Source organism: Clostridium ihumii AP5, assembly GCF_000612845.1.
Taxonomy (GTDB): Bacteria; Bacillota; Clostridia; order Clostridiales; family Clostridiaceae; genus Clostridium_J; species Clostridium_J ihumii.
Window position 1 is genome coordinate 84,493 of record NZ_CCAT010000003.1, and the last position, 13,719, is coordinate 98,211.

The following is a 13,719-nucleotide window of genomic DNA, read 5'->3' on the forward strand; positions in this document are numbered from 1 at the left end:
ATATTTTTCTTAATTATATATAATGTTTTTTTATTTCTTTTTGAATTTTTTTTAGAGCTTTTTTAGATCCTCTCTTAATATCTTTTTCTAATTTTCTCTCTTTATATTCTTGAAAAATTGTATTTAAATCATAATCTTCTGGGTATAGATTACTTGCCTTTATTTCTAATTTTATTCTTTTATAATTGACTTCTAAAATGTCATTGTTTACAAATATCTTTAAGTTATTGTTTTCATCTATTTCTTCATATACAATTCCTGAATAATTGTAATCTAGCAATAGAACTTTATCTCCTTTTTTATATTCATAAAAGTTTTCTTTGTTAGTTTCTTGTTCATCAAAAGAAGCCTTTTTTACTTTACTTTCTTTGACTAAATTAAAATTATATTCTCTTTTCTTCATATAATTTTGTGCACGTTCTAAAACTTTCTGACTTATACCCATTTTTCTTGAAATCCAAATTGCATTACTATTACCAGCTTTTCCAATGACTAATTTGTATAATGGTTCTAATGTTTTTTTGTTGAATTTCATTGCAGCATTTTCAAAGTCACTGTGTTTCTCTGAAAATCTTTTTATTTCTCCATAATGTGTTGTTGCAACAGTAATACACCCCATGTGATAAAATTCTTCTAGTATTGATATGGCTAATGCAGCACCTTCACTTGGCTCTGTTCCACTTCCAATTTCATCAAATAATAGTAATGTATTTCTATTACTTTCTTTCATTATAGCTGATAAATTTTTCATATGTGATGAAAAAGTACTTAATGCATTTTCCAAACTTTGATCATCACCAATATCAACAAATATTTTATCAAATATAGCTATTTCTGAACCTTTTTCCCCTTCTATATGAATCCCTGATTGTACTAACAATGTTAGTAACCCTAAAGTCTTCAAAACCACAGTTTTTCCACCAGCATTAGGTCCTGTTATTATTAAAGTTCTATAATTATCTCCTACTTCAAAATCTAATGGAACTACATTACCCCTCAATAATGGATGTTTACACTTAATTAGTTTTATATATCCATAATTATTTATTTTAGGTTCTATTCCTTTAATGCTTTTACTATATTTAGCTTTGGAAAATATCATATCATATTGAGCTATTAATTCTTTATTTATTTTTATATCTTTTATTTTTTCTAAAATTATACCTGTAAGTGTAGCTAAAATTTGATATTCTTCTATGGCCTCATCACTTTTTAACACAATCAACTCCTGGCTTAATTTTCCTATAGCCTTAGGCTCCATAAATATTGTGGTTCCTTTTGATGATGATTCTACAATGCTTCCTTCAACAAAATTTTTATAGGAACTTTTTATTGGAATAGTATATCTTCCATTTCTTTTACTTATAAAGAATTCTTGTATATATTTCTTATTAGAATCATTCTTTAAGAATTTACTTAACTTTTCTTCTATTTTCTCCTCAGTTACATCTATTAGTCTTCTTATTCTTTTTAATTCCTTACTTGCAGATGAATCAACCCTATTTCCTTTAATTGATAAGTTAATTTCATCTTCAATTGATTTAAAATCTACAATAGAATTAGAGTATGAACCTAATAGGGGCGCTAAATCTTCTTTATTTATCATAAACTGTTTTATCTTCGTACACCCTCTAAAAAAATCACTAAAACTATTTAACTCATCACACTCTAAAACCATTCCTTTTTCAATTTTTTCTATAAATTTATTTATATTAGAAATTCCTTCTAGTGGAACATAACTATATATATCTAAGATGTTTCGGCCCTCACTAGTTTCCTGTAGTCTAGTTTTTACAATTTTCATATTTGATTCTGGTGTTAACTTATCAATTAAATTCTTTCCTAATCCACTCACACAAAATGATTTTAACATTTCTTTTATTTCGTTATATTGTAATTTTTCTATTGCATTATTATTCATTTATTTTCTCCTCATAACTAATTTTAAATTTTTATTAGAAATTCATTATGAAGATACCTATTTTTAAAACTTCAATTTTAATTTAAATAAATAAAAGCTATGGAAAATCCATAGCTTAACAATCAATTACCATAGATGATATTTCATATACAACAAAAAAATCATTGTTACATTTATCATCATTAATATTTAATGTCTTTTTGCTATTAAGGTATCTTCATCATTAATTTAAATAAACCCACAACAAACAAAGGTACTTTAATACCTATTTTTTGAGATTTATAAAATATTAAATTAATTTATTTAGATACTACCTCACTCACAAAAAGCACTCCTTTTTAATTCAATTTATTATAAAATATCATATTAAATATTCTTAGTCAATACTTAATATTTAAAATTATAATTATAATTTTACTTATCTTCTCTAACTAAATATTCATTTCCATCTTGGTCTTTGAATGGAAACATTTTTCCATATGGCATATTCATCATCATGCCTACTTCAACACCATTATTTTTCATTTTATCATATGCTGACTCTATATCAATTGTGCTTAAAATTATTGATGGATGTTCCAAGTTTGCATCTGGATTTTGTGATTTCATTAAAGTTTTATTATACAATATAAACGTAGTAAATTCACTTTCGCTTGGTCCAACTTCAATCCATTTCATATTAGGTCCCATCTCTTTTTCAAATTTAACAATAAAATTTAACTTTTCAACCCAAAACGCTTTAGCTTCTTCTTGATTATCTACATATAATGTTATTTTTCCTATTTTATTAATCATTTTAATTCCTCCTAATAATATTTACTATCTAAAATATTATTAGTTAAATACTCTGGAATTAAACTTAAATTTTTCATATCATTATAAATCACTATTTAAAGGGTCTTCTGGTTCATTATCAAGCACTATATCTAATAATATATAAACTATTATTCCTGAGCCACCAGCAAAAATAGATACTGCAAAAAGTAGTCTTATCCAACTAACATCTATTCCAATTGTTTTGGCTATTCCTGCACATACTCCATCAATTTTTCTATTCTTTTTACATTTATATATAGGCTTTTTAAAAAATTCCATGTTTCTCACCCCTTATTTTCACACTAAACTTCTACTTATATAGGTTTCCAAGCTCAAATTTAAAATAATCTTTTTATCAAATGATACTACTAAATTTACATGTTATTTCTATTTTATATTGGAACTAAGTAAGAAGTAAAAGTGAAAAGTTATGGTAGTTATTACTCACTTTGTTCCTAATATTTAAAAATAGAAGCACATAAAAACTAGTTTTTATATTGTGTTTAAATAATTTGCTTTGCAAATCCTTATGTAAACCAATAAAAAAATAATAATTCAGTTTTATCCTTCATTGTTAATTGTTAATTTCTGTACATTCGTTTAAACAGCTCTTTCTCACTTGAAATAATAATTTGAATTTGAACTTGGATTCTTAGTGTTCCAAGTTCAAATTCAAAATAACATCTTTCTCAATTGAAAATTTTTTTCTTTTATCAAGAAACAGGAATTATTTAAATTAGTATTTCTTTAAAAATTGATTTAGAAACTCTTATTAATTTGTGTTTTATTTTCAAGGCCTGAACCCAAGGACGGGTTCAGCGACTGCCTAGATAGGACGTCGTGTGAACTAAATTTAGAAATATGTAATTTAAAATTTAATGTATATTATTTATAAATCAAGGAAGTAATTCACATCAATAATGGTATTTTATTAATGTGAATTACTAACGAAGAGTTATGAAAAATAGACTAGAATTTAATTACATAGCTCTTAATTTAGTTCACTAATAGCCGTTTAGTCTTGGAAATAAAATGACAAATCCATTAGAGTTTCTTTGAAATTTTTATGAATAACGTTTTAAATAATTCCTGTTTCTTGGAATATAAAATGTACCCCTATATAATATTCATTATATATAAATATTTCTTTATTGTATATGAATATCGTAAGGTTATAGATTTTATATTTATAATTCTTTTATATTTATTGTCATTGCATAAGTCTCTATTTCACTTGCATATTTTAAACTATTTTTCGTTTCCATAACTTTTTGCAATCCTGAAATATCAGTCTTTTTATTTTTTACCTCAACTAAAATTTGTCCTGTTGTACTTATTCTTATTTCTTCAGGTTCAATATATTTATTAAATTTTGAACCACTCCAACTGCCTTCATATTCACCATTTAAATTAATATAAGTACTACCTACACTTATAATCTTATTCTCATTAGTATCCTTATTATGAATATACTTAAAATCTACAATCATAACTACATTCATATCATCATTAATACTATATGGTTGAATTTTCTCTGCATATTTTATTACTATATTTTCATTATCAACCTTGTATTTACTATTTAAACCCATAGCTTCATCATAACTTATATCCTGTGTTTTTGCTAAGTTTTGAAGAAAACTATGTTCATCTAATTCTTTAATTTCTACCTTATCTAAATATTTATTTATAGCTATATTAGATTTTTTTAATTGACCTTCATTTTTATAAAAAATTAACCCAACACTTAAAAATAGAATAGTTAAAATGATTAATAAAAATTTAAATTTTTTATCCATAAATTCCTCCTAATACATTTATTATTATTATACTTATAAAAATTAATAAATGCTTTTGATAAAATAAATGTTTAAAAATTCTTTACTTTATTCATTTTAACAACGTCATTTAAGTTTCAATTAGTATACTGACATAATTTGAATATCAACAAATATATAATCTTATATTATAATATATGAATATATTGATATTTCGGAGGTATATTTATGACATTTTCATATAACTATTTTGAATACACTCATAAAAAGACTTTTCTAAATAATTGCAGGGATATTTGTAATGATGATATTTATAATAATGATATTGCCTTATCTATTTTCAAAACTATTTGCAAGCAAACTTACAATAGTATACGTTTTAATATAATAGCTAGAAACAATTTATTTTTGTTATAAAAATTTTATATAAATCTTCTTTTTAAAATATAAAACAGCCGATATGATTTTTATATCATATCGGCTCTATATCTCTAAAATAACCAAACTTAGTTATTTTAATAATCTAATTGGCGGGAATATGTGAGAATCGAACTCACCCGTCGAAATAACATCTATTAATTTACTTCTATTTATGCCTAAAACCTTATAAAATCAACATTTATTAAAGAATAAATGTTGATTTTACGCTTTTAATTAGTATCGTTTTTTCATATTACTGCACTACTACTGCACGAATATTGCACTACTTTTTATTATTATCAGTCTTAATACTTATATGGTTTTATAACTTGCATACATGCTTTTACTTGAATTTATTTGTTATTATATAACTCTTTATTTTTTATAATATTAAATATTAACAATACAGCAAAAATAAAACTTAATATTGACCAAATTTGCAAGTCTTTAAATGTTCCAATATTGGCTATTCCTATTAAACCACCTATAACATAAAATACTATTGAAGTTATAATTAATCCTTTGCTATTCTTTGATACTAATGCTATGATTCCCCCTATAAGCATACAGAAAGCTAACATTATTCCAGCTGTGCCACTAATTTCACCATTTGAACTCAATGCATTTCCTAATCCTGCTGCACAACTTTGAAATCCTATTAAGCAAAACAATACAATACTTATAATTCCGATTGCCTTTTTCATGTAATAATCCCCCTATTTGATTTAATATATAACTTGATAATATAACAATATCTTACTTTTGTACATAATATCGACAAAACTAGAATAATTCAAACTTTATTTGACACTATACAATAACCACTTAATTTTTTTACATAAAAAAATAAACCCAGAAGTCTTTTCAACTCCTAGGCTTATTTTGTGCAATATTCTTTTATAATTTATTCTAACATAATTCATCTTTTTATCAAATCAAATTTCTATTTATAATTTTAATCTAATACAACAATAAATATTATTCTATCACCTTCAAATTAATTGTTTTCTTTTTAGTTATTGCTGCTACATCTCCCATAATTTCTATAATCATCTCAACTTCACCAACTTCGCTACATGAAAGATTAAACTCAGTTTTAGCAACTGAATTTAATCTTTCATTATTCTTCATGTCAAAGACAAATTCATGTTTCCCATTTCTGTAGGTTGGATATCTATTTTTAAGTTCATAACAACTTTTTTGTTTTAAAAATATACTCTGATCTAACTTTCCCCTTTTACTTAAACTTACATTAAGATACTTTATTTCATAATCATTGCTTATTGTCGATAGAATAATCTCTACATTATATAATTTATCCCTCATTAACACATTTTTAGGTGCATCATGAATATACTCTTGTATTATATATGGTGATTTGTCATTTATAGTTATAAGTAACTCTGATATTTTTGCATTCAATTTTTTATTTTCTTCATTGCGATTAGTTAGTTGATTATATATATTTTCATATTCCTTACAAACAAAACCTAAGACCAATGATATTATACCTATAAATACTGATAATACTATTGCATATATATCAAATTTATCTTTAAATGTTGTTACTATAATTGATATAGAACCTAATATAATATAGCTAATAATTTTTATAACATTAATCATATATCACTTAAAAAATATTCTAATAGTTTTATCAATACTAGTGGAATATTTGCCTTTATATTTATCTCGCCAGATTTTTTAATCGAAGTTAATACCTTTTTGTATCCTTCTAAATTTGGAGTTATATTCATATAATATATTTTTTTATTTTCTTCTATAGCTGTATTTATATCATTTTGATTTTCATAACTATAAATAAATCCATCTTCTTCACAGTCATATTGAAGAATTTGGTTAGATTTATTTTTAACTATATTAACCATATCTTCTTGTAATAACTTATACATCTTAAAGCATATATCTGTAATCTTATTTATCTTACTTATTATTAAATCACAGTATTCAGTATATATATTTTCAATACATAATATATCCTTATTAGTAAATATAAATGTATTAATATAAACATTTATGGGTAATGTGCTTATATTTTTTACATACTTTGATGTAGTTGAAATTTCTTCATTAATATAAAATACTACATGCCATATATTATCTTCGATTAAATTGCAATGAAATATAGAGATATCTTCTTTTTCTTGAGTATAAAAATTAGAACTTAATAATTTTTTATTTAAATCATTCATATTTATCTTTTCTGATGATTTAAATATTTTGCAATCCATTTCTAATCATCTCCTTCATTATCTAATTCACCATTTCCTTCATTTAATAAAGTCTCATTATGTATTATTGACATAATTTCACTCATTAAATACAAACAAAATTCTTCAAATAATTCTTTTGTTTTGAATTGTGATTCATCAACTGTAACCTTATGATCTGCCCTATATAATTTTACTAAATATACGCTGTCTATGAATGGTATATTAAATGCTATACTTTCAAAAACTCCACATTCGCTATATATCTTATCCACTTCTGATTCCTTATCTGAAGATGGATCGACTTCATAAGAAATATTTTTAGTGCTATCTTTCTCTCTTTCTATTCTTTGTAATTTTATTCTCTTCCAGTTATAATTATCTTTGATATATTTAAATACTTCATTACTAAATTTTACAGATTCTATATCTATTCCTATTTCATCTAAAAATAATAAGCATTTTCCTTTTGATGATTCTTCACTAGAATAATTTGCTTTTACCATTATATTCAAATCATCTTTCACTAAAAGTCTAGACTGCCCGAAATAAAAATAAGGATTTCTCTTAATTTTTAATTCATCATCTTTATCATCATATTCAATAGTTGTATATTGACCTAATTTGTTTTTAAATATATATGTACTACTTAATAATCCTTTTTCTAAATCAACTACTATTTGTGTATACCCTTCTTCATTAAAAATTTTATCCGAATTATATTTTGCACTCTTGCCTTCTAAAATATTTTTGATTTCTTCTAACTCCAATTTGCCATCTTTAAAATAAATTAGATCAAAAATATTTGTTTCATCTTTTTTCTTATAAAAAAATAAACTTGCCATACATTTATCCCCCACACAAAAAAATTATTTTACCACTTTATATGTAAAATTTCAAATACTTATTACTTAATATTATAATTTTTTTCAAAATCATAATCAATAGTCATATACAATAAATATATTTTTATAAAAATATATTTATTGTATTTTTCAACTTGCAATCTACCTTTAAATTTACACTAATTTACCAGCACCTTTTAAACTATCATATCTAGTACTACCAGCTTTGCCACCTATTTGAATTATCTTTTCTGCTTTCAATCCACTTATATCAAAATCACTTTTCTTCATCATAGGACATTGATTCTTTTGTGCTACATATATAGCAGCATTTGCATCCATGTCACCGAAATAAAGTACTATTGTTTTCATATCATACACTTCCTTTTTATTTTCTTTTTCATATTCTGTTTTTATATAATTTGAACTTACATATCCTCCATAATCTCCATAGAATATTGAATACCAATTATCAACTTTTTTATCTATTTTAACAACTTGCCCATTTAATAATGTTCCTATTATATTTCCATTAGGTTTATCTCTAACATTCAATACATCTGCTGTAACTATTCCCTCATTCTTATCAAGAGTTACAACCCCATTAAATATACCACTATTAAATTCATTAACATCACAGTTACCATTTACACCATTAACTTGTCCTTTATCACTATATTGAAATCCTACCCATGATGTCCAAATAGGATTATATCCTGGAGTTTCAACACCATAATGTGCAATCCATACTGGATATTTTGAAAGTCTTGAATCTAAACTTGAATTAGCAAAAGATGTATAAGTATATACAACAACATTTTTTCCTGTTGATCTTTTTACTTCCTCTAAAAATGTTATACATGCAGTAGTTAGTGTACTTTTATCCATACCACAATCTACTTCTATATCTAATGCTAATAAACAATCTGAAACTTTATTTTTAATACACTCTACAAAATATCTAGCTTCATTTAAAGCATCACCTCTAAAAAAGTGATAAAACCCAACTTTTAATCCTTGTTTTTTTGCTCTACTATAATTTTGTTCTAAAAAAGCATCCTTGTAATTACTGCCTTCGGATGCTTTCATATAAGCTATTTTTATCCCACTAGCTTTGACCTTACTATAATCTATATCTCCTTGCCAATTTGAAATATCTATTCCTTTTAAATTGCTTCTACTTCTACTTTGCATTTTAACTATTCCTCCCTATTATTTTCTTTAATAGCTTGTCTTGCACTTGATTGACCAAAATAAAATCCTATTATTAGGGTAAACACTGAAAGAAATTCTGTGCTACTTATCAAGCCTTTAATTGATAAAAAACAAAATACTATAGTAGTTAGTAACGCAATTATCTTTTTTATTTGAAGTAAATTTTTTAAGAATTCCAATATAATCACCACCTATTTTAATTTTTCTTTTATGTCCTCAACATCTTGTTTTATTTCTGTTACAACTTCTATATTTTTAGTTAAATCCATTATTATTTTCTGGTTATTGTCTATAGTTGCATTTAACTTATCTTCTCTTTCCTTTGTAGTTTTAAGCACATATATTGTAAGTAATATACATGCAAGACACCATATTCCTTGTGTTTCTGCTACCTTCAATAGTTCTTCCATATTACAACTACCCTTCTTTAATTTTGATAATTTATTTTAAATTAAAATACTGCCTATTCAATTAATAAGCAGTATTGTTTAAATCATTATTTTAGTTTTATATTTTATATTGTTTTTGAGTATTAAAAAAGATGGCTTTTACACCATCTTTTTAGGGAAATTTAAATTGAGTCTATTCAGTTTTTAAAATATGTTTTCTATTAATAGATTATCACAATTTGTATTTTTCTGAAACCATTTGTCGAAATTTTTATAGTGTTTTGTTATTTATATTTTAAATACTTATTTAATAAAACTCCAATAAAAAAGACTATATCTAGCCCCTACTTTCCCCTTTAATTTATTTAATTTTATATCATCTTATTTTTCATATAAAAAATGGACAATAAGAAAATGATACATCTTCCTATTGTCCAAGTTAAGGGTTTTCGGATCATGTGAAGTAAAATTGCTATTACACTTTTTATATTATACATATTATTTAAGTAATATTACCTAAACTACATAATTTAATAATAAGTATTACATAAAACACGTTTTTATCTAAAAATATATTCTTATTCATTTGATTCAGATATATTAATATTTATATTATCAACTTCACTTTCTTGTATTTTTTCTAAATCATTTGTACTTTTCCCAAGACTTAATGATGAAACTACTTTTAAATCTTTCATTAACAACAATGTTTTCATTCCATCAGCAGTTGTAACTATTTTAGAACTTGTACCTTCTTCATTTTCTTCCTGTTCATTTTCAAATTTATTTGAATTTAAATTGTTTTTTCTAATTTCATTTTGCTTTTCTATATCTTTTTTAAGTTTTTCATTATCTTTAACCATAAATTTTTCTTTTACTGATTTTGCATAGTAATTAGAATTTGATATATTTATACCTTGTAAGTTCATACTATTCACTCCTGTATGTTTAGATTTATTAAATATATCGTATGTTATTTAATAGACATGATATCTTTTATAAAAAAAGAACCTTGATGGTCCTGCTCTATTGTCTTTAAATTATTTAATTTTATGTCGCCTTAGATGATTTTGGTGTAACTTCTAAATCACTTATTCTTTTTTCTATTAACTCCTCATTCAACTCTGTTCACCTTCCTTTGCATAAAAATAAGCAATAAAAAGGGTGATATATCTTTTTACTGCCTAATTCAAGGGTTTTGGATCATGTGATGCAAAAATTGCTATTACACTTTTATATTATACATACTATTTGAGTAATATTACCTAAACCTACATAATTTAATAATAAATATTACATAAAACATCTTTTTATATAATAAAAAAAGACTATTACCTAGTCCCTGCTTTTCCTTTTAATTATTTAATTTTATGTCATCTTAGATTTCAAAAATGACATAAAATTCAATTTTATGTCATTTCCAATAAATTAATCATAAAGGGATCTAGAGATAGATCCCTACAATTTTTATATGAAAAACTTTATTTTAAAATTCTCTTAAAAAATATAGTTTTCATTTCATATAAGTATTCTTTTTTATCTTCAAGTTGTGCTTTTTCTAATATTTTTTCTAACTTTTTCATATATCTACTAAATCTTTGTAAATCGCCATCAATACCTTCTATATTTTCTGATAATACAGCTTCTAATTCATATTCACTTTGTGAGGAATTATGAATAAGGTTTATCATAAAGTTTAAACTATTTATATCTTTTAAAACAGCGATACTATTTCCATGCGAATAACAGATATCTTTCCAATTAGGTAGTTTAATATCAGATTTCAAAAAGTCTGTTGAATATTTTTCATGTAAATATTCAAACAAGTCCTTTTCTGTATAGTCTGTGTTGGTTCTTTTTAGATTATATTCTATATCTTCAATATCTACTTTTCTAATTTGAAGATATTCAAGCAAATAGTCAATTTTTAATACTTCTATTGAAATGTATTTATGGTCAACTTTTTTTCTTTTTACTAATATAACCCTTGAATTTTCTAAATCCAATAAATTTGTTTTTAATAATCTATATACTAGTTTTGTTCTATTCTTACCTATAATCTTTTCAATACTTGAATTAATTTCATTTTCATTAAATAAATCAGTATTCCTATACCAGTAATATATATAATAAGAACAAATATCTTTAGTTATTTTTTTATCCCAATAATCATCAATAATTTGTTTTAATTCTTCGCCTAACTGGACTATATTTTTAGGATCATATAAATATTGCATTGTATCACCTCCTTACTTTTTATGAATTTCTAATTATAGGATATCATATTCTGAAAATTTTGCAATGATTTTACAATAATTTTGTAACGATTTTACGATAATTTTATTTTTCTAATTTGGCACTTATATATTCGTTATATTCAGCACAATCACCATATCTCTCTATTGTGTAATATTTTGTGTAGCCAAATACTCTGCTACCTTAATTTTATATTCTTCTGGAACTACCTGCTTATTAGAACCTTCTGTTTCTTCCAAATCCCAAGCTCCTGCCTTTACTAAAATTCCATATGATACTATTAAATATTGTTTTAACATAATTATTTGCCACCTTTCAAAAGTTCAATTTCTTTCTTTAATATTTCTATTTCACTATTTAAATCAACTATAGCTTCAGCCATAGCTACTTTTTCTTTGTCTACATTTTCTTTCACAACTTTTGGAGCATATATAGTATTTTGTTGTTTTTCTATTAAATCTCCATATTTAGCAACAATAAAATAATCTGTATCAATTAATACAGATTCCTCAATAATTTTATTATTTTTTATACTAACTTTGTCACTACCTTCTACAGAAAATATAATATCTGTAGAAAATACATTCACATATTGATCTAAAACTTTACCCTTTAAATTATCAAAGTCAACTTCTAATTTTATTGCTTTACTATCTTCTAGTATGAATTCTTCTCCTATTTCATCCGTTGTAATTAAATGTTCTTCTAAAGTCCTTTCATACTCAATAGCATCTTTACATTGCATATATGCCTGTTTCAATAATTCTTTTTTAGATAAGTTTTTATTATATTCTATAATACTATAAACCACAAAATTATCTTCTTTAAAACCTACTGTAAGTATATTATCATCTATATCATACTTAACTATTTGCATTAATTCCACTTCCTTTATTAAACACTATATAACGTGTATGACTTGTATATTTTACCTTGTGTGTTATATATAATTAGCAAATTTTATCACCCTTTCTTATTTATGTTTCACCTTCTTATTTTTAATCAAATTCTATAAGAAAAATTCTTATATTGGCACTATAATAATTATTGTAAGTGCTTTTAAAATGTAATTTTATAAAATTACCACTTGTATCATTTCCTAATTCTATTCCTATGTTGTTGTGATATTGTAATGCCGAAGATGATGTAGGTGTCGCATTTCTATTATAAAACATTAATACTTTATTAATGTCTTTAACATCTATATTATACTTTACAGTTGGATTAACTTCATCAGGTTTAAACCTTATCTCATATTTGAGATTATGAACCTTCTTATTAAATTCTATAACTTCCCAATATAAGCCTGCCCTACTTACTCCAGTATTAAGCTTTATAGCATTAGATTCGTGAGCTCCTAATGAAGTATCAAAATAATATTCTAATTCGCTAAGATCACTATTTATTAAAATAATAGCATTGTCAACATTGACTGTATAAGGCAATGTTATAGTTCTATTCTCAGGAGTTGCTGAAAAAAAACCACTTGTTCGTCTTTTAATTTGAAGTCCACTTCCTCCACTATTCTTTATAAAAAAATTGCTACCTACCCTCACTAATGGCAAAGGTTTATTAGCTTTTATATCTCCAGCTTTTATGTCAGTTCCATCTTGTTTTAAAATTGTTGTGACACCTAATCCATTTATATTTAATTTAGGATTATCTCCACAATCAATGTGCGGTATTATGGTTACATTTAATCCATCTACATAACTTGTTGGAGCAGGATTTAATATAACATTATATATAGTACTTGTACCTGTTGTTTTAGCAAATCCATTATTACTTACATAATCTTTTCTAAAATTATCAAAATCAATTTGTGGTAACTTTGCATCTAATTGCTTC

The 13,719-nt window shown here is 24.2% G+C and carries 15 protein-coding genes and 1 pseudogene; all 16 read right to left on the minus strand.

What is annotated here, in order from left to right; genetic code table 11:
• Window positions 1-13: 13 nt before the first annotated feature.
• Window positions 14-1,921, minus strand: coding sequence for an endonuclease MutS2 (locus tag BN346_RS00510; RefSeq protein WP_034438154.1), 1,908 nt, complete (start codon window positions 1,919-1,921; stop codon window positions 14-16).
• A gap of 414 nt (window positions 1,922-2,335) precedes the next feature.
• Complete coding sequence (locus tag BN346_RS00515) at window positions 2,336-2,716, minus strand: VOC family protein (protein WP_034438156.1); 381 nt, start codon at window positions 2,714-2,716, stop codon at window positions 2,336-2,338.
• A gap of 81 nt (window positions 2,717-2,797) precedes the next feature.
• A complete protein-coding gene (locus BN346_RS00520) occupies window positions 2,798-3,016 on the minus strand; it encodes a PspC domain-containing protein (protein ID WP_034438157.1) in 219 nt (72 codons plus the stop codon).
• 908 nt (window positions 3,017-3,924) lie between these two features.
• Window positions 3,925-4,536 carry a hypothetical protein gene (locus tag BN346_RS00525; RefSeq protein ID WP_034438160.1) on the minus strand — a complete coding sequence of 204 codons (612 nt, stop codon included), beginning with the start codon at window positions 4,534-4,536 and terminating at the stop codon, window positions 3,925-3,927.
• Window positions 4,537-5,288: 752 nt separating this feature from the next.
• Window positions 5,289-5,639, minus strand: a complete 351-nt coding sequence (locus BN346_RS00530; protein WP_034438161.1) for a hypothetical protein — start codon at window positions 5,637-5,639, stop codon at window positions 5,289-5,291.
• 274 nt (window positions 5,640-5,913) lie between these two features.
• Window positions 5,914-6,561 carry a hypothetical protein gene (locus BN346_RS00535; protein ID WP_034438163.1) on the minus strand — a complete coding sequence of 216 codons (648 nt, stop codon included), beginning with the start codon at window positions 6,559-6,561 and terminating at the stop codon, window positions 5,914-5,916.
• Window positions 6,558-7,187 (minus strand): hypothetical protein, encoded by a 630-nt coding sequence (locus BN346_RS00540; RefSeq protein ID WP_034438164.1) that lies wholly within the window; start codon window positions 7,185-7,187, stop codon window positions 6,558-6,560. Before BN346_RS00540 ends, BN346_RS00535 begins: the two co-directional genes overlap by 4 nt.
• A 2-nt stretch (window positions 7,188-7,189) precedes the next feature.
• Window positions 7,190-8,011, minus strand: a complete 822-nt coding sequence (locus BN346_RS00545) for a hypothetical protein (RefSeq protein WP_034438167.1) — start codon at window positions 8,009-8,011, stop codon at window positions 7,190-7,192.
• A 174-nt stretch (window positions 8,012-8,185) separates the two neighbouring features.
• Entirely contained in the window at window positions 8,186-9,205 is a 1,020-nt protein-coding gene (locus tag BN346_RS00550) for a GH25 family lysozyme (protein WP_051539814.1), read from the minus strand.
• 5 nt (window positions 9,206-9,210) lie between these two features.
• Window positions 9,211-9,405, minus strand: coding sequence for a hypothetical protein (locus BN346_RS00555; RefSeq protein WP_034438169.1), 195 nt, complete (start codon window positions 9,403-9,405; stop codon window positions 9,211-9,213).
• A 12-nt stretch (window positions 9,406-9,417) separates the two neighbouring features.
• A complete protein-coding gene (locus BN346_RS00560; RefSeq protein ID WP_034438171.1) occupies window positions 9,418-9,636 on the minus strand; it encodes a BhlA/UviB family holin-like peptide in 219 nt (72 codons plus the stop codon).
• 557 nt (window positions 9,637-10,193) lie between these two features.
• The gene (locus BN346_RS00565; RefSeq protein WP_034438172.1) at window positions 10,194-10,544 is read right to left on the minus strand and encodes a hypothetical protein; all 351 of its coding nucleotides are present in this window, start codon (window positions 10,542-10,544) and stop codon (window positions 10,194-10,196) included.
• 552 nt (window positions 10,545-11,096) lie between these two features.
• Window positions 11,097-11,852 (minus strand): hypothetical protein, encoded by a 756-nt coding sequence (locus BN346_RS00570; protein WP_034438175.1) that lies wholly within the window; start codon window positions 11,850-11,852, stop codon window positions 11,097-11,099.
• A 162-nt stretch (window positions 11,853-12,014) separates the two neighbouring features.
• Window positions 12,015-12,170, minus strand: a complete 156-nt coding sequence (locus tag BN346_RS21415) for a CD1375 family protein (RefSeq protein WP_158644424.1) — start codon at window positions 12,168-12,170, stop codon at window positions 12,015-12,017.
• Between the two features lie 2 nt (window positions 12,171-12,172).
• Window positions 12,173-12,748 carry a hypothetical protein gene (locus tag BN346_RS00575; protein WP_034438177.1) on the minus strand — a complete coding sequence of 192 codons (576 nt, stop codon included), beginning with the start codon at window positions 12,746-12,748 and terminating at the stop codon, window positions 12,173-12,175.
• Window positions 12,749-12,869: 121 nt separating this feature from the next.
• Window positions 12,870-13,719 (minus strand): annotated as a pseudogene (locus tag BN346_RS00580) (hypothetical protein); the annotation flags it as partial.